This is a genomic window from Paenibacillus sp. OK060 (assembly GCF_900101205.1).
GTDB classification, from domain to species: Bacteria; Bacillota; Bacilli; order Paenibacillales; family Paenibacillaceae; genus Paenibacillus; species Paenibacillus marchantiae.
Map to the genome: position 1 here is coordinate 612,594 of NZ_FNFR01000004.1, position 18,038 is coordinate 630,631.

Below are 18,038 nucleotides of genomic sequence, written 5' to 3' on the forward strand. Positions count from 1 at the left end.
TTACATACCAAACAAACCACTTAGATAAAGGGGGATCAAAGAAATCTGGGGATAACAGCGATAGGATGGTTGTTCTGGCCGTGTAGTAGGCAGTGTGATTTTTATAAAATCCATCTCATAGGTACCCCGATTTTATTCAATAAAAGCATTGACGATTAGCACTGCAAACTGGTAAAGTATCAGATAAGCAAAAACCAAGTAGACTAATGGGAATAATATTAAAGTAATAAAATCCAACTTAGGAAAATGGTTGTACCAAAGCAGGAAGACTGCCGACCGGACATAGAACCGGAGGCTGGGAGGGAATGCAGCAATGAATACCGTTCTTCGTCACAAGGGATGGACTTGGGGATTCCGCAGTACCGTATTGCTATATTTTATCGTACTCATTGTACTTCCAATCATCGGTGTGTACGTCAATTCCTTCTCTGAAGGATGGAGCAACTTTATCCAAAGCATTATGGACCCAATTGCATGGAAAGCTGTGCTGTTAACGATCCGGCTGGCTGTTATAGCTACGGTGATTAACGTCATTTTGGGAACCATGATTGCCTGGGTGCTGACACGTTATCGCTTTTTTGGGAGGTCGTTCCTTAACAGTCTGGTAGATCTTCCTTTTGCTCTTCCAACAGCCGTTGGTGGCCTGATGATTATGCTACTCCTGGGTCCGATCAGTGCCATTGGCAAACTGGCGGAATCCATGGGTTTTGAAATTGTGTTTCACCAGCCTGCGATTGTGATCGCAATGACCTTTGTTACGTTTCCATTTGTCATCCGTGCGGTGCAGCCTTTGCTCGAAGAGATCGATCCTTCAGAGGAAGAGGCATCCTACACGATGGGTGCGTCGAAGGCTCGCACGTTCAGGCAGGTCATTCTTCCGTCCATGGCTCCGGGCATGATTAGTGGGGGAATGCTCGCATTCTCCAGAGCACTAGCCGAATTCGGGGCTGTTGTGCTGGTGGCAGGCAATATTCCGGGAAGAACATTGACGGCTTCCGTATTTATTTACGGCGAGATCGAAAGTGACAATCCAACCGGTGCCGCAGCGGTTTCCGTACTGCTCTTAACACTCTCCTTCCTGATCCTCTGGCTCATTAATCTGGTGCAGATGCGGGGGAGAAGACGATGAGGCGACTATTAATCGGACTGACGTTTGCGGTGTTCATTGTACTGCTGATCATCCCGCTTGGACGTATTTTTATTGGTGCATTTGAAGACGGGGCAGGAGGATTCCTGGATGGGCTGTTGCGCCCTGAGGCGCTGCATGCCTTGATGATGACAGGACTTGTTGTACTTGTTGTCACGCTGTTAAATACATTGTTTGGCGTTATGATGGCCATCTATCTGGTTCGCGCCGGATGGCTGAGTGACCGGGTGAAAGGGCTGCTGAACAGCATTGTGGATCTGCCCTATGCCGTATCGCCAGTCATTGGCGGATTGATGATTGTACTACTGCTGGGTCCCAACAGCATTATGGGCGCTTTTCTTGAAGGAATTGGATTTAATGTGGTGTATGCCTTCCCGGGTATGGTCATTGCAACGTTGTTTGTTACTTTTCCACTGATGGTTCGAGAGGTGATGCCTGTCTTGCAGGAGCTTGGATCTCAGCAGGAAGAGGCTGCGTCAACGCTTGGTGCATACGGCTGGAGAACGTTCTGGAGTGTTACCTGGCCTTCCATCCGCTGGGCGGTTGTGTACGGTCTTGTGCTGACGGTTGCCCGCTCGCTTGGGGAATTCGGTGCAGTGCTGGTTGTATCGGGTAACATTATGAACAAAACGCAGACGGCAACAACGCTTGTATATCAGGATGTAGAGAATTTTAACGTAGCAGCCGCAAATGGTGTGGCATTGGTACTGGTTACCTTTTCCGTCGGGCTGCTGCTTATGATGGAATGGGCCAAGAAGCGAAAGGAAGTGCATTGAGATGCATGTGGAAGTCCGTGATCTGAACAAACATTTCGGTGATTTTCATGCGGTAAAAGATGTCTCGTTCGATATTGCCAAAGGCCATCTAATCGGTTTGCTGGGACCCAGCGGAGGTGGGAAAACATCCATACTGCGTATGCTGGCAGGGCTGGAGAATCCGGGTTCCGGAGAGATTCGTTTTCACGGAAAAGTCGTAAACCATCTGCCTCCGCAGGAGCGGGGAATCGGATTTGTATTTCAGAACTATGCTTTGTTCAAACATATGACGGTATTTGAAAATATCGCCTTTGGGCTCAAGGTTAAAAAGACACCCAAAGCCCAGATCCGTGATCGGGTCATGGAGCTGGTGGAATTGACGGGGCTGAAAGGTTTCGAACAGCGTTATCCACATCAGTTGTCTGGTGGACAGCGTCAGCGCGTCGCTTTTGCCAGAGCATTAGCTCCGGAGCCACAGCTGCTGCTACTGGATGAACCTTTTGCCGCCATTGATGCCAAGATCCGTCAGGAATTGCGTTCGTGGCTGAGAGAGCTGATTGAGCGGGTAGGCATCACTTCGATCTTTGTAACCCACGACCAGGATGAAGCGATTGAAGTTGCCGACGAAATCATGATTATCAGCCAAGGGCGCTTAGAGCAGAAAGGTACGCCATGGGATATTTACAAAAATCCAGAGACGCCTTTTGTTGCCACATTTATAGGGGAATCTACCGTTGTGGAAGACGCTTCACAGCTTAAGGGCTTCGAACATGCGGTGGAAGGAGAGCGCACACGTGCACTGATCCGGCCTGAGTATATCGAGATCGGTTTGAAAAACGAGTTTAGCATGCTGTCCGCTACTGAAAAGGGGATTGTCAAACACCTTCATTTCCGTGGAAGTGAATGGATGGTGGAAGTGGAAGTTGAGGGCCATAAACTCATTACGTATCGATCCCTGGAGAAAACAACGCTGCAAGTCGGCCAACAAATTCGAGTGCTTGTGCATCGGGCATATCTGTTCAATGATACCCATAGCTGGGTTGTTGAGAACCGATTGAAGGAAGATCCAATGCCGGTCATCATCTAATCGAAGATCACTTGATTCAGGAATGATCCTTATTTTTGGAAAAGAGGGGCTGCCCATGCAGACGAGGAAGAAGAAATTCAACCCTTTATATGTTGTCCTCATACTTCTGCTCGTCTGCATGACCGTTGGATGTAGCAAGCAGGAAGATGTGAGCGGACAGAACGGAACCTCGACGGACGACCAATCCAATACGCTGGTAATCGGTGCTTACAGTGTAGCCAAAGACGCCGTCGGAGAATTGCTGCCCAAATTTCAGGAAGAATGGAAGGCAAAGACCGGACAGACGGTTCACTTTCAGGAATCCTATGAAGCTTCTGGCACACAAGCCAGAGCCATTGTTGGTGGATTCGAAGCTGATGTTGCGCTTCTGGCGATGGAAAGTGATATCGACAAGCTGGTCAAAGCCGATCTGGTCAGCTCCAATTGGAAGCAGGCTCCGAATAAAGGCATGATCACCCGTTCGATTGTAGTTCTGGGTACAAGAGCAGGCAACCCGCTGGGTATTCGCGATTTTGAAGATTTGACCAAGCCGGGTGTTAAAGTGCTTTATCCTAATCCCAAGACGTCAGGCGGAGCACAGTGGGACATTAATGCCATCTATGGTGCAGGGTTGAAGTTATCTGAGAAGGAGCAAGGCAAGAAAGATCCTGCCGTGGCCAAAGCTTTTCTGGAAAAAGTACATGAGAATGTCGAGTCACTGGATAAGAGTGGTCGATCCTCCATGGCGGCTTTCGAATATGGCGTGGGTGACGTGATCGTCACGTATGAAAATGAATTGCTTGCCCGGATTGCCAAGGGTGTAAATTATGACATCGTGGTTCCCAAAAACACGATCCTGATTGAAAATCCGGCAGTTGTCGTGGACAAATATGCAGGTAAGCATGGCAATCGTGAATTGGCGGAGGCTTTTGTAGCCTATCTGCGAACACCGGAAGCACAGCGCATTTTTGCCAAGCATGGTTTCCGTTCGGTAGACCCTGAAGTGTTTGCAGAGACGAAGTCCTCGTTCCCAACGCCAGAAGGTCTGTTCGATATTAACTACCTCGGCGGATGGGACAAGGTACGCAGTACACTGTATTCCAAACGAGGCGTATGGTACCAGGTGTTAGCCGGGTTGTAAGCCCGTACGAGCATCGTCCTGTTATTGAATTTCAGAAGATGAATTGTCATCCAAACCTTCATTTCACGACACAACGTGAGCTGGAGGTTTTTTGCATTGCTAGACAATAATGTTATTTCATTTAAACCCGATAGGTTAAGTTGGAAAAAATCGTTGCAATTTGTCGAATCCTTGCCTATACTATCTAACAGAACGTTAAATTACAGCGAGGGGAAATATCATAATGAAATCGAAAAAAATGTGGCTGTCATTGATGCTGGTTCTGGTTGTGGCAATCATGAGTGCATGCGGAAGCAGCGGTGACGGAACAAGTTCTTCGTCTAATAACGCAGAAAATACAGAAACAACGGATGATGGGCAACCGAAAGACGGAGGAAGCATCATTATTGCCGTTCAGGACGATCCTAAAGTGATGAATCCGATCTACGCGGGTGACCGTGTAACGTTGACGATTGATCAATCCTTATATGCTCCACTGTTCAATGTGAATGATGGCAAAAAAACGTATGTGCTCGCAGAAAGCGACAGCTTCTCTGATGATCACCTGACGTATACATTGAAGCTGAAAGACGGTCTGAAATGGCATGACGGACAGCCTCTGACAGCCGATGATATTGTGTTCACAATGGATAGCATCCTTGATGAGAAACAGCACAGTTCTTCCCGTAGTCAGTATGTTTTTGATGGCAAACCGGTGAAAGTAACCAAGGTCGATGACCTGACGGTGGAATTCAAATTGCCGGAAGTATCTGCTGCTTTTGAAGGAGCATTGGTTTCTTTCTCTCCAATCCCTAAACACATTTTCGAAGGCGAAGCCGATATTGAGAAAAGCGACAAAAACAATAACCCGATCGGTTCCGGTCCTTTCAAGTTCAAGGAATACCGTCCGGGCGAATACGTAACACTGGAACGTTTTGATGACTACTTTGCAGGCAAAGCTCATCTGGATAGCGTGACGTATCGTGTAGCGAAAGATCCAAATGCAGCGAACCTGGCTTTGCAAAACGGCGAGATTCAAATGCGTATGGTCGACACACAGGATTACAACAAATTGAACGACACAGGCAAATTCAACATGCTGACTTACCCAGAAGGCCGCTTGCAATACATGGTGTTCAACCTGAACGTGCCTTCGATGCAAAAGAAAGAAGTTCGTCAAGCCATCGCTTATGCTTTGGATAAAAATGAACTGATCACCGCTTCGTATTCCTCAGCTGATTTTGCAGAACCGGCTCCGTCCATTCTCACACCGGACACGCTGTACCAAACGGATGATGTGGAGAAATACGACTACAACGTAGAAAAAGCAAAACAATTGCTGGCTGATGCAGGCGTTAGCAACTTGAAATTGCGTCTTGCTTACACAAATACGAACAAACCACAAACAAGCCAAGCGCTTTACATTCAGCAAAAGCTGAAAGACGTGGGCATTGAAGTGGAATTGCTGCCGATGGATGGAACGGCTTATGGTAACCGTACATTGGACATGAACAATACAGACTTTGAATTGTCCTTTGGTGGATACATCATGGGTTATGAGCCAGATGCTTATAAATCTCTCTTCTTGAGTGATGCGGCATACAACTACTCCCATTACAAAAATGCCGATTTCGACAAGCTGTGGAATGAAGCAGCCGTTCAAATTGACGAAACTAAACGTGGTGATTTGTACAAACAAATCCAACAAACTGTAGCAAACGAAATGACTGTATACCCAATTGCCTACACGAAAGCTGTAGTGGCTGTGGATAACACATACGGCGGCGTTGAAGATGCAAATCCAAAACCAGTCGTTATGCTTGAAGATCTGTCCAAAATTTATAAAAAATAATCATATAGAATGAACGTATTGTTTGAACCTTTGAGATTCACAAAGAACGTAGAGGGCAGAAAAAATCTGGAGAAACGACGTGTTCGCCTTTATCACTGGATTTCTTCCTCTAGAATACGAAATCAAGAAATCTAGTGATAACAGCGATCGGAAGATTGTTCTGCCATCGGAGTGGCCGATGTGAATCCTTTGTTCAATCCACTTGCGTTCATTCTATATAACAAGCCAATAACGCCGGCCGCGAGGCCGGCGTTGATTCGGAGGTGCCCATGTGAACAACTATATTGTCCGAAGGATCGCACAAGCGATCCCTCTTCTTTTTGTAATCTCCATCGTATCGTTCACCTTGATCAAGCTGGCGCCGGGCGATCCGGTGCTTTCCTTTGTTACCCCGAATATGGGGGCAGAAGATGTGGAGCGTATTCGGCAAAACCTCGGTCTTGATCAACCGATGTACGTGCAATATGTCGTATGGCTCAAAAATGTACTGTCTGGTGACCTTGGTTATTCACTGGTGAACCATCGCCCGGTTGCCGAAATGATTGTTGAACGTTTGCCTGCTACGTTTGGTTTAATGGGGGCATCGCTATTATTGTCTTTGCTGATCTCCATTCCGCTGAGCATGATTGCGGGTTCGCGTCAGAACAGTCTGTTTGACCGTGGACTCAGCCTGATCTCATACATCGGGATATCGATTCCTAGCTTCTGGTTCGGTATGATGCTGATCTATTTCTTTGCAGTAGAGCTGCACTGGTTGCCAAGTATGGGTATGCGAACGGTTGGTATGGACTCCGCATGGGATATTATCAAACACGGCATTTTGCCATGTACCGTTTTGACCTTCATGAACGTATCCGTGTACATGCGGTACATTCGATCGAATACAATCAGTCAACTGGAAGAGGACTATGTTCAAATCCAATATGCCTACGGGGCAACCAAAGGAACGGTACTGCTTCGTCATGTACTCAAAAATGTACTGCTGCCTGTAATCACGATTCTCGGTATGTCTTTGCCGGAGCTGATTGCGGGAGCGTTTATTACGGAGTCCGTTTTCTCGTGGCCGGGGATGGGATCTCTCGGGATTTCGGCCGTTCACGGTTTGGATTATCCAATTATTATGGGCATTACGATGATGTCCTCTGTGCTGCTGGTCGTCGGAAACCTGGTAGCTGATATCTTATATGGCGTGGTAGATCCACGAATCAAGACAACGGGGTGAGACAAAAATGAATTCAATGCGCTGGCGTAATCTACGGACGCAGTTCCGACAGCAGAAACTGGGCCTTGCGGCTGTCATCATATTGGGCATCTTTGTACTCGCATCCCTGTTTGCGTTTCTGTCTCCACATGATCCAAATGAAATTGTAGTGATGGAGCGGCTTCAACAGCCGAGTGCAGATCACTGGTTTGGTACGGACGATTACGGACGGGATTATTTGGCTCGGGCGTTATACGGAGGACGAGTGTCTCTCGCCGTAGGTTTCCTTTCGATGGCAATTGCCGTTATTATGGGAACACTGGTAGGGACGGTTAGTGGTTATTTTGGCGGCTGGGTGGATAATACGTTGATGCGTATTGTTGACGTGCTCATGTCGATTCCATCCTTCTTCCTGATGCTGATCCTGAACGCATATCTGAAGCCGGGGATCGGTACGATTATTGTCATTATCGGGGTGCTGAGCTGGATGAATATTGCCCGGATTGTCAGGGCTGAGGCGATGTCGGTCAAGCAGCGGGAATACGTACTGTATGCGCGTGTATCGGGTCAAAAGCCTGGCCGGATCATTATGAAGCACATTATTCCCAACATTATTCCAACCATTATTGTCGCAGCAACCATCAACATCGCGAGTGCGATTCTGATGGAATCGTCACTAAGCTTCCTCGGACTGGGTGTTAAACAACCGAACTCTTCTTGGGGCAGCATGTTGAATGATGCACAGGGCTTTATTAGTGAAGCGCCGTATATGGCAATTTTCCCGGGATTGTTTATTTTGCTGACGGTGCTGTCGTTTAACTTCCTGGGGGATGTGTTCCGCGTAGCCTTCGAGCCCAAAGCGAACAAGCGATAGATGATTTTCGACTAAATATAGGTTCGACTAAACATTTTACACGAGAACGGAGAAGACAGAAATAACCTGAAGAAGCGAAGAGTTCGCCTAAAAGCTTTCTGAAAGAAAGCTACATCGGAAGCATACGCTATCACCGGATTTTCCCTTACGAAAAGGGAATCAAAAAAATCTGGGGATAACAGCGATCGGAAGGTTGTTCTGTCTTTGGAGTGGCTAGTGTAAATATTCTTTGGTTGAACTTACACAGCGGGGTGAATACAATGACAGATTTATTATCGGTCAAACAACTGAAAACGTCCTTTGCAACTCGGGAAGGTGAGGTACAGTCCGTCCGGGGTGTGAGTTTTACGTTAAAAGAAGGCGAAGTGGTTGGGCTGGTCGGCGAGTCCGGAAGTGGCAAAAGTGTTACCGCCCGTTCGCTGATTCGGCTGATCCAGTCGCCGGGCCGGATTACGGATGGTCAGATTCTGTTCCGTGGAGAGGATCTGCTGACCAAGTCGGACAATGAGCTGCGAAAAATCCGGGGCAACCGCATCTCGATGATTTTCCAGGACCCGATGACATCACTTAATCCAGTGGTTCGTGTAGGCAAACAGATGACAGAGGTCATTCGTCGTCACCGGAAAATGGACAAGTCGGCTGCACGCAAGGAAGCGATTGAATTGCTGCGGCAAGTGGGCATTCCTTCTCCGGAAGAACGGATTGACCAATATCCACACGAGTTCAGCGGAGGCATGAGACAGCGGGTAATGATCGCCATGGCTCTGTCCTGTAAGCCGGAGTTATTGATCGCGGATGAACCGACGACAGCGCTGGATGTGACCATTCAGGCACAGATTTTACAGCTGATGCAGGAACTGAAAGATTCCACGCAGACATCCATTCTGATGATTACGCATGACCTTGGTGTCGTTGCTCAGGTCTGTACCCGAGTGATTGTGATGTACGGTGGACTCATTATGGAAGAGGGGCCAGTGGAGCGTATTTTCGCTCATCCCCAGCATCCATATACTCAGGGATTGCTGCGCTCCATTCCGAAGCATGGCGAGGAAGGTGGACGCCAGCGGCTGGCAACCATTGAAGGTACACCGCCCAATCTGCTTCATCCGCCAACCGGATGTCCGTTTATGGAACGTTGCCCACACGCCATGGAAGTATGCAAACAGATGCCTGCGTATACCGAGACTGCACCCGGTCATCGAGCGCTATGCTGGTTGCTGGACGATCAAGGTCGGGAACAACATCAAGTACAAACAGGAGCATCGTCAGAGGAGGTGGAGAAATGAGTACAGGAATCGATCAGCGTGAAGTACTGCTGGACGTGCGTGGTTTGAAAAAACATTTTCCGGTACGTGGTGCTGGCAAAGGCAAAGACGTCGTGAAAGCCGTGGATAACGTCAGTTTTCATATTCACAAGGGAGAAACATTTGGACTGGTTGGTGAATCCGGCTGTGGCAAATCAACGACTGGACGCAGCATCGTGAGACTCTATGATGTGACGGACGGAAGCATTATGTTTGGCGGACAGGATGTTGCGAAAATGAATGAACGCCAGTTGAAGCCTTTTCGCAAACGGATGCAGACGATTTTTCAGGACCCCTATTCTTCACTAAATCCGGGTATGAATGTCCTGCAGATTATTAGTGAACCCATGGAAATTCATAATTATGCTTCCAAAGCAGAGATGAAGGGGCGAGCGCTTGACCTGATGAACCGTGTGGGCCTGAAGCCAGAGCACGCGGAGCGTTATCCACATGAATTCAGTGGAGGGCAGCGTCAGCGGATCAGCATTGCCCGTGCATTGTCGGTGAACCCGGAGTTCATTTTGTGTGATGAGCCGTTGTCCGCTCTGGATGTGTCCGTACAGGCACAGGTGGTCAATATGCTTGAAGATTTGCAGGCAGAGCTGGGACTGACCTATTTGTTTATTGCCCATGATTTGTCGATGGTACGCCACATCTCCAATCGAATCGGTGTGATGTATCGCGGTAAGCTGGTGGAAGTGGCACCAACAGAAGAACTGTACCGTAATCCGGTACATCCGTATACCCAGGCATTGCTGGCAGCAATTCCTGTACCTGATCCAACGGTACGGAACGTTATGCCACCGATCTACAGTGGGGATACCGACCCATCCGCTCGGGGACGGGATGAAGAACCGGAGTGGATGGAAGTTTCACCAGGACACTTTGTATCCGGCTATCGAGACAGGATATAATGGATTAGGAATATCATGGAATAACGATATATAGTGACAGGAAGGTGTGAGTTGGATGAGTGCTGAGTTTAAGTTGTCCCAAAATACAGCCATTCGATTGGAACAGGCTCGTAGCAAAGGCATGTCGGATGCAGCTTTGTTGGAAGCGATACAGGCCAAAGATGTTGCTGCTTTTGATGCCGTGTCTGAGGAGCACTACAGATATGATGATCTTTTCTCCTATGCGGACGAGCATGGCGAGAATCTGGAAGGCGCGGTTAAAGACGGCTACCGGATTACCTTTAACACTCGTGGTGGTCTGGGGATCTACTTGGAGAAGTCCTTCGGATTACAGCCGGAGAAAGACTTCACTGTTGGTGAAGGCATCGTGACCAGGTTGAAATTAAAACCGGAGCAGGCAGATGTGCTGGCAAAACGCCTTGCATCAAACTGGGTGATTACAGAATCCAAAGATGTACCTGAGGGCCAAGAGCTGACGTTGAAGCTGCGGGCTTTGGTTTAGTGAAACAACAGACTGTCCCGTTTGCAGTGAATAACTGCGGCGGGATGGTCTTTTTTTTGCAAAAATAGAGGTGGGAGATTACAATTTACATATCATTAATCGGATGGAACATGAATTTGGGATGCATTGCTTCCGGGATAGAGAGGGGACTTTCATAATGAATCAGCTAACATTTCTGGGAACCGGGGATGCGATGGGTGTTCCGCGGGTGTATTGTGATTGTGACGTTTGCACAGAAGCCCGACTTACGGGGATCAATCGCCGCAAACGTGCTGCTGTTTTGATTCATAGTGATGGCGAGCACGAACCTTTCATGATTGACTGCGGACCGGACTGGAGATCACAGATGGAAGACCAGGGGATGCGGATGGTGCAGACGCTGCTGATCACTCATGCGCATTTTGATCATATTGGAGGCTTGCCCGAATGGGCAGATGCATGTCGATGGTTGGGTGTAAAAGGGCAGTTGTATGCACCACGGGAGGTGATCACGACCATCCAGAGTCAATTTCCATGGCTCGGTCGTCATATGAATTTCCTGGAAACGGATGCGGATATTGAGCTCGGTGGATGGAAGGTGCATTCCTGGAAAGTTTGCCACGGTCATAATGGCTATTCGTATGCGTATCGATTGGAACGTGAAGGATACACCTGGGCGTATTGCTCGGATGCCATTGATCTGAAAGCTGCGGAGAAGCAGCCGCTATACGGGCTCGATCTGCTGGTACTTGGAACGAGCTTTGTTCATGAACTTGCGGAATTCTCCACACGCTCAGTGTACGATATGGTTGAGGCGCAGGAGCTGTTGCAGGATTTAAAACCGGGTCATACCTATTTTACACATATGTCTCACGACGTCGATGTACGCCAGAATTATGATCTGAATCAGGGGATTACGCTGGCACTTACCGGTCTGAAGGTGAAGCTGGGAGAATAGGACAACAATGCTAAAAATAAATTCAGAAGAGCGTATCCTTTGCCGGAGGTTCTTCGTTTACATAGTGTAAGGCAATTACAGCAAGTGAATTGAAGCAAGATCAATCAGGAACCAACAAAGGGGGGCCCCAAACATGGCCTTTGTGAAGTCCGTGGATTGCAGAATCAACAGACCACATAATGATAAACAGGTTGCACCATATAGCCATTCCGGTGTTCAAACCGGATATACGTTAGAGCAAACGATTGAAGCTGCGCTTCCGAGCCTGCTGGGCTCGTTGTACGCCTATTGCATGTCATTGACTGGTTCAGTCTGGGAGACGGAGGATCTGGTTCAGGATACATGTGTTAAAGCATTATCCTTTTCAGCTACCCGAAGAACGGGAATGACAGAGGACATGAACTGGGAAGCCTATCTTATCCGTGTTGCACGCAACACCTGGATTGACGCCATACGGAAGCGTGAGAACTTGGCAAGCAAATTGGAAAGCATGAAGCCATTTATGCAGGAATTTGAGGAAGAAGAGCGATTCGAGGAAGTCGAGTCCGCTGTTCAAATCCTTGTGGATGAACTGCCACCGTGGCAGCGAGCGATATATATGTTACGTGATTTGATGGGATACACGACGGTAGAGACTGCTGAACTGTTGGATACGACGGAAGGGGCGGTCAAAGCTGCCCTAAGTCGTGCCCGCTCTGCTCTGGCGAAAGTGAGGCACAGCCTGAACGAAACGGATTCTGATCAGACGAATCGATTGGAGGAACATCAGCAAAATCGGGAGGAACTGCGCAGTTATTTACTGGCGTTCCGCAGCGGTGATACAGCCCGTTTAATTGATCTATGCCTGAATCAGACCGATGATCCGATGGCTGTGGCGGGAACGATTTTGCAGCAGACTCTGCCGTCTCAATCGATGCAGCCAGTGATGTACAGTTATTCAAGCTCCGGTACGAATTCCATGTCGTATGGGGGAGGATATACGGTCAGCATGGTTGCATAAACCGGGGAGGCAAAATGCATGAACGTGGTACCTTATGTTGTTGAACAGACAGCCCGCGGAGAGCGGAGCTATGATATTTATTCCCGTTTGCTGAAAGATCGGATCATTATGGTGTCCGGGGAAATTGAGGATCAGATGGCCAATGCGATCGTGGCCCAGTTGTTGTTTCTGACCGCAGAGGACCCGGAGAAGGATATCCAGATGTACATCAACAGTCCTGGTGGTTCCGTAACTGCTGGATTCTCCATCTATGACACAATGCAATTCGTGAAACCTGACATTTCCACGATCTGCACAGGTATGGCGGCTAGCTTCGGTACGATCCTGCTGGTTGGTGGAACAAAAGGGAAACGGCTGGCGTTGCCAAACAGCGAAATCATGATTCACCAGCCGCTTGGCGGAACGCGGGGGCAGGCCTCGGATATGCTGATTCATGCCAACCGGATTATCCAGCACCGTCAGCGCCTCAATAAGCTGCTTGCCGATCATACGGGACAGCCGATGGAGCGGATTGAAAAGGATACAGACAGAGATTATTTCCTGACCGCTGCGGAAGCCGTCGAGTATGGTCTTGTGGATAAGGTGATTTCCAGTACGTAAGAAAAAAAGGTACCATACGTGCCAAGAAACACGACTAAAAAACAAGGAAAATGAACAACAAAGTAGCCCGGGAGGTCATTCGACTTTTCGGGCTACTTTGCTGTTTTGTCTGTATTGGGAAAAAATTGAATGATTATTGACTCAGCCCATGTATAGTGTATATATTATATATATACACTATACATGGGCTGGGTTGAAACCAGTGAGGTGAGAGAACATGAACATACTAATATCAAACGCATCAAGCGATCCCATCTACATGCAGATTCTAACCCAGATTAGACAGAGCATTTTAAGCGGGGAACTGGTTGCAGGGGAGAGTCTCCCCTCCATCCGTCAACTTGCGAAGGATCTGCAGGTCAGTGTAATTACTACCAAACGTGTCTATGAAGAACTTGAGAAAGAGAAACTGATTGATTCTGTCGTAGGCAAAGGCTCCTTTGTTTCCGGGGCCAATCAGGAGTTTATTCGGGAACAGCGGCTGAAACGAATCGAAGATAAAATGCTCGATATCCTTCGTGAGAGCAAGGAACTGGGCATGAGTGTTCAAGATGTAGTTAAGCATTTTACGTTGCTAGTTGAGGAGGAAGAAGCATGATGAACGCAATTGAGTTGCGCAACCTATCCAAAACGTACCCCTTATTCAAGCTGGATCAGATCACTTTGGATGTAAAACAAGGTTATATTACCGGACTTATCGGCCCGAATGGAGCGGGGAAAAGCACACTGATCAACCTGATCACCGGTTTGATTCATCCGGACTCTGGGAGCATCAAAACATTGGGAAAAGAGATGCCTGCTCAGGAAGTTAACGTTAAAGAACGCATTGGTATTGTTTCAGATGAATGTTTCTATTATGAGCATCTTACGATCCGTGAAATGAAAAGCATGATTGCTCCTTTTTATAAGAAATGGGATGAAAAGCAATTTAACAACTACCTGGAGCAATTCGAATTGTCTCCCAAAAAGAAGATTGAAGAACTGTCCAAAGGCATGAAAATAAAATTTTCACTGGCTATCGCTTTATCTCACGATGCTGAGCTACTCATCATGGATGAGCCTACATCCGGGCTTGATCCTGTGTTTCGGAGAGAACTGCTTGACCTGCTTGCAGATATGATACAGGACGAAACTCGATCCATTATTTTCTCGACTCATATCACGACGGATTTGGAGCGTATAGCAGATTATATTACATTCATTAATAAAGGAAAGATTGTGTTTAATGAAGCAAAGGATGATGTGCTTGAAAGGTACACGATAGTAAAGGGGGACATGAAGCTGCTTGATGCGGACACGCGAGGACAATTCGTCGGAATCCGTGAGACAGCGGTTGGTTTTGAAGGCTTGGCAGATAACAAGGCGGAGGCAGAACGATTATTTGGCAATTATGCTCTTTTACATAGACCCTCCCTCGAAGACCTTATCTATTTTACGGCCAAGGGGGAAAAGCATCATGCTTAACTTGCTTCGCAAAGATTATATCGCTTTGAAAAGCTCGCTATGGTCCATCCTTTTTTATTTTGTTGTATTCAGTGTCGCATTTATCCCGACAGTGGAAATGTCGATGTATTTTGTAGGGATCTATACCGCTTTCGGTTCGATTATGCTTGCAACCATGATTGATATCAAAAACCATAATCATAAATTTCTTGTCACGCTCCCGCTTAGTCGCAGAAACATTGTGCAAGCAAAGTATCTGTCTGCCGTTCTCTATACGCTTTTTGGAGTTTTCGCTTCGTCAGGCGCTCACTGGCTGGTTAACTTTCTTTTTCCCGAACTGAACAAGCCCGACTTTTCGGTACTGGACATCCTGATTTCGATTGGAATGGTGCTGGTTTTAATTTCGATCTATATGCCTCTTTTTTACGCCCTTAGTAAAAAGGGAGCGGGAATAATTAATACGGTTTTCATGATCGTTCTTATTATTTTAGCGCAACCTGTCGCCTCGCTCTTATATATGGCAGGCGAGAACGGAATGGGTCGTGCTTCGGTTTATGTTTTTGTTTCAGTTTGCATTCTTCTGTTGTTCATTGTCTCCTATTTTGTAACGGTCCGACTGTTTGCAAGGAAAGATCTATAGGATGGATGAAGAAGAATTTCAATAAAAAAACTTTAAAACTTACTTTGCCAGTCGAGAACAGCAGAACAGCAGCCCAAAAAGTAAAGTCGCCAAACGGCGACTTTTTGTGTTACAGAAGATTTAAAATTTGTGACCTGCCAGACAAGCTGTCGTTAATCTGCAAATGCAGATTTTGCAAACGTATCATCACGTATTTTCAGCCAACGCAATAAGTCTGCTCATGCCTTCCCGGATTTGCTGCTCATGAGCATAGGAGAAGGAGAGACGCAGCTTGCGACTGGCGTTCGCATCTGAAGGATCGAATACCGTTCCCGGCACAAAAGCGACGGAATGCTCCATGCATCGGTGAAGCAAGCGCCCCGTATCTACACCTTCCGGAAGCTCCGCCCAGATGTTAAGTCCACCCTCAGGACGAGTCCACGTCCAATTGGTTTGTTGAAGGCATTGTTCCATCACTTCCATCCGTAGCTGAATAGCGGTACGCAGCTTGGAGAGGTGCTGGTGCATGCGTGGGGACTGGAAATAACGGAGGAAAAGCTTCTGGTTCAGCAGAGGAGATCCGTTATCTGTCAATGCTTTTACGGCTTGTAATCCTGGCATGAACCGGGGACGGCACATAATGGCGGCAATCCGCAGACCCGGCACGACATATTTGCTATAGCTGCGAATATAGAGTGTATGCCCTGTAGTATCGTATGTGAAGATTGGCGCAGGAGGTTTTTCCTTGAAATAGATATCATAGGTGCTGTCGTCTTCCACCAGAAAACATCCGTACTGTTCTGCCAGTTCAGGTAGCTGTTTGCGCTGCTCGGTCGGAATATTGATGCCCGTAGGGTTTTGGAAGGTCGGCGTCATATAAAATACTCTCGGCTTTTCCTGCTTCATCAGGCGTTCAATCTGTTCCAGATCGTAGCCATGAGGATGAATATCCGTAAAAATTAACTTGGCACCTTGTTTGCGGAAAATTTCCATCGCAGGGCCATACGTTGGCCTCTCCATGAGCACACGGTCACCGGGTCTGACGAGACTGCGGGAGATCACATCAATGGCTTGCTGTGCCCCGGAAGTGATCAGCACTTCATCAGCCGAGATGTAGAAACGTTCCCTCGTCGTCAGATGGCTTGCCAAGGCACTACGCAGCTCCAGATCTCCTTGAATCGTGGAATACGTCCCAAGCAGACGGGGATATAAATCCAGCAAATCCCGCATTAATTCTCCCCAATATCGGTTTGGCAGCAGGGCGGGGTCGATCAATGATTTGGAAAATTGGTATTCCGCCTCAAGGGATTGCACGCGGGCAAGTGAATCCCAATGCAACCAGGCAGAGACTGCCGGGTCATCGGCCTGATCTGTCACGGGAGAAGGGTCAGCAGGACTGACATAATAACCGGACTTATCCTTGACGTAAACGTTCCCCCGTTCCTTTAATTCCTGATAGGCCTTAAAAACGGTGAGGCGATGTACACCGAGCAGCTCGGACAGGCTCCGCACGGACGGCAGCTTCTCATGCTCTTTCCACTCTCCGGCTTCGATCCGTACAACCAGATAATGTACCACTTGCTCATATAGTTTCAGGCTGTTATCTGTCATCAACATGGCTTTGCCCACCCGGCTCACGCTCCTTTTGAACTCCATTGTAACAGCAAACGGGAACTAACTGTTCTGTTTTATTCATTCTGTTCTGTGGACAGTGCTATATGATGGAGAACAGATGAAGGAGGGGCTAGCATGGTTGCAGTAGCATTTACCGTAATGTGTCTTATTTTTGGAACAACGTTTCTAGCGATTAAAATTGGCGTGGAGGCAGGCATGCCGCCTTTTCTGTCGGCCGGACTACGCTTTATCATTGCAGGTGCTCTAATGTTTACATGGATGTGGATAAAAGGGAAAGTGAACCTGTCTTTATTATGGCGTAAAGAGATGCTCTTGACGGGTGCGGGACTGACATTTGGTACGTTTGCGACCTTATATTGGGCTGAGCAATATGTGAGCTCGGGTGTTGGGGCGATTCTGTCAGCAACAGGTCCACTGATGATTATGGTGATGCAGACAGCGTTGTTGCGTCAAAAAACGTCTGCACGCATGATTGCGGGCTGCCTGATCGGTTTTGCTGGAGTTATCCTCGTCGTGTTGCCGGGTGTATCGATTGGTGGTAGTTCCCTGTGGCTTTGGGGCTGTATTGCCGTATTGGTGGGTGAAGTCTGTTACTCGGCAGGTGCGTTGTACTCCAAAAAGGTCATTAACCAGTTTAAGGAGGCTAATCCTGTAGCGATCAATGCGGTGCAAATGATGTACGGAGGTGTACTGTTATCTGCGCTTTCGGCGGTGACCGAATCGTGGAGCACAACTGGACTGGATTGGATGCCAGCGGTATCATCCCTGATCTATCTGACGGTAATCGGTTCGATGGTCGGGCACAGCTTGTTCTACTGGATCATGTCTCGTACCAACCCGTTATTCCCGGCGACCTGGTTATACATTTCTCCTCCGATTGCGGTCGGACTTGGGGCGGTTCTCTACAATGAACATGTGAGCTGGATTACATGGTTAGGCGTTGCGCTGATCGTTTCAGGTTTGCTGGCGATGAATGAGAAAGTGATGGGGTGGCTTAAAAAGGGAAAACGTACAACTTCATTGGGTCAGACTTCCAAATCCATGGTAAAATAGGGGGATATATATTTTA

Annotated in this window: 18 protein-coding genes; 17 read left to right on the forward strand and 1 reads right to left on the reverse strand. The window is 47.7% G+C overall.

Annotated elements, in window-relative coordinates; genetic code table 11:
• Positions 1-313: 313 nt before the first annotated feature.
• From cysT to BLS14_RS18040, 16 genes are all read left to right on the forward strand, one after another.
• On the forward strand, positions 314-1,129 hold the full coding sequence (gene cysT, locus BLS14_RS17965; protein ID WP_063564398.1) for a sulfate ABC transporter permease subunit CysT: 816 nt from the start codon (positions 314-316) through the stop codon (positions 1,127-1,129).
• Entirely contained in the window at positions 1,126-1,923 is a 798-nt protein-coding gene (locus BLS14_RS17970; RefSeq protein ID WP_090953213.1) for a sulfate ABC transporter permease subunit, read from the forward strand. Before cysT ends, BLS14_RS17970 begins: the two co-directional genes overlap by 4 nt.
• 1 nt (position 1,924) lies before the next feature.
• On the forward strand, positions 1,925-2,989 hold the full coding sequence (locus tag BLS14_RS17975; RefSeq protein WP_072734271.1) for a sulfate/molybdate ABC transporter ATP-binding protein: 1,065 nt from the start codon (positions 1,925-1,927) through the stop codon (positions 2,987-2,989).
• 55 nt (positions 2,990-3,044) lie between these two features.
• Positions 3,045-4,109, forward strand: coding sequence for a sulfate ABC transporter substrate-binding protein (locus BLS14_RS17980; RefSeq protein WP_072734270.1), 1,065 nt, complete (start codon positions 3,045-3,047; stop codon positions 4,107-4,109).
• A gap of 223 nt (positions 4,110-4,332) precedes the next feature.
• Positions 4,333-5,940, forward strand: a complete 1,608-nt coding sequence (locus BLS14_RS17985) for an ABC transporter substrate-binding protein (protein ID WP_090953215.1) — start codon at positions 4,333-4,335, stop codon at positions 5,938-5,940.
• Positions 5,941-6,211: 271 nt separating this feature from the next.
• Positions 6,212-7,162: an ABC transporter permease gene (locus BLS14_RS17990; protein WP_064639956.1), complete on the forward strand. Its 951-nt coding sequence runs from the start codon at positions 6,212-6,214 to the stop codon at positions 7,160-7,162.
• A gap of 7 nt (positions 7,163-7,169) precedes the next feature.
• Positions 7,170-8,015 (forward strand): ABC transporter permease, encoded by an 846-nt coding sequence (locus BLS14_RS17995; RefSeq protein WP_053781729.1) that lies wholly within the window; start codon positions 7,170-7,172, stop codon positions 8,013-8,015.
• Between the two features lie 260 nt (positions 8,016-8,275).
• Positions 8,276-9,301, forward strand: coding sequence for an ABC transporter ATP-binding protein (locus BLS14_RS18000; RefSeq protein WP_090953217.1), 1,026 nt, complete (start codon positions 8,276-8,278; stop codon positions 9,299-9,301).
• Positions 9,298-10,233, forward strand: a complete 936-nt coding sequence (locus BLS14_RS18005) for an ABC transporter ATP-binding protein (protein ID WP_063564391.1) — start codon at positions 9,298-9,300, stop codon at positions 10,231-10,233. The genes BLS14_RS18000 and BLS14_RS18005 overlap by 4 nt, the downstream gene beginning before the upstream one ends.
• A 55-nt stretch (positions 10,234-10,288) precedes the next feature.
• On the forward strand, positions 10,289-10,735 hold the full coding sequence (locus tag BLS14_RS18010) for a hypothetical protein (protein WP_090953219.1): 447 nt from the start codon (positions 10,289-10,291) through the stop codon (positions 10,733-10,735).
• Positions 10,736-10,892: 157 nt separating this feature from the next.
• Complete coding sequence (locus BLS14_RS18015) at positions 10,893-11,672, forward strand: MBL fold metallo-hydrolase (protein ID WP_072734267.1); 780 nt, start codon at positions 10,893-10,895, stop codon at positions 11,670-11,672.
• A gap of 133 nt (positions 11,673-11,805) precedes the next feature.
• A complete protein-coding gene (locus BLS14_RS18020) occupies positions 11,806-12,672 on the forward strand; it encodes an RNA polymerase sigma factor (protein ID WP_090953221.1) in 867 nt (288 codons plus the stop codon).
• An 18-nt stretch (positions 12,673-12,690) separates the two neighbouring features.
• Entirely contained in the window at positions 12,691-13,272 is a 582-nt protein-coding gene (gene clpP, locus BLS14_RS18025; protein WP_062326868.1) for an ATP-dependent Clp endopeptidase proteolytic subunit ClpP, read from the forward strand.
• A gap of 217 nt (positions 13,273-13,489) precedes the next feature.
• A complete protein-coding gene (locus BLS14_RS18030; protein ID WP_063564387.1) occupies positions 13,490-13,870 on the forward strand; it encodes a GntR family transcriptional regulator in 381 nt (126 codons plus the stop codon).
• A complete protein-coding gene (locus BLS14_RS18035; RefSeq protein WP_063564627.1) occupies positions 13,870-14,736 on the forward strand; it encodes an ABC transporter ATP-binding protein in 867 nt (288 codons plus the stop codon). The genes BLS14_RS18030 and BLS14_RS18035 overlap by 1 nt, the downstream gene beginning before the upstream one ends.
• The gene (locus BLS14_RS18040) at positions 14,729-15,355 is read left to right on the forward strand and encodes an ABC-2 transporter permease (protein ID WP_072734264.1); all 627 of its coding nucleotides are present in this window, start codon (positions 14,729-14,731) and stop codon (positions 15,353-15,355) included. The genes BLS14_RS18035 and BLS14_RS18040 overlap by 8 nt, the downstream gene beginning before the upstream one ends.
• A gap of 186 nt (positions 15,356-15,541) precedes the next feature.
• Here the strand turns inward: BLS14_RS18040 and BLS14_RS18045 are convergent, their stop codons facing one another.
• Positions 15,542-16,990 carry an aminotransferase-like domain-containing protein gene (locus tag BLS14_RS18045; RefSeq protein ID WP_090953222.1) on the reverse strand — a complete coding sequence of 483 codons (1,449 nt, stop codon included), beginning with the start codon at positions 16,988-16,990 and terminating at the stop codon, positions 15,542-15,544.
• Between the two features lie 93 nt (positions 16,991-17,083).
• On the opposite strand from BLS14_RS18045, the gene BLS14_RS18050 reads away from it, so the two are divergent.
• On the forward strand, positions 17,084-18,022 hold the full coding sequence (locus tag BLS14_RS18050) for a DMT family transporter (protein ID WP_090953224.1): 939 nt from the start codon (positions 17,084-17,086) through the stop codon (positions 18,020-18,022).
• Positions 18,023-18,038: the final 16 nt, after the last annotated feature.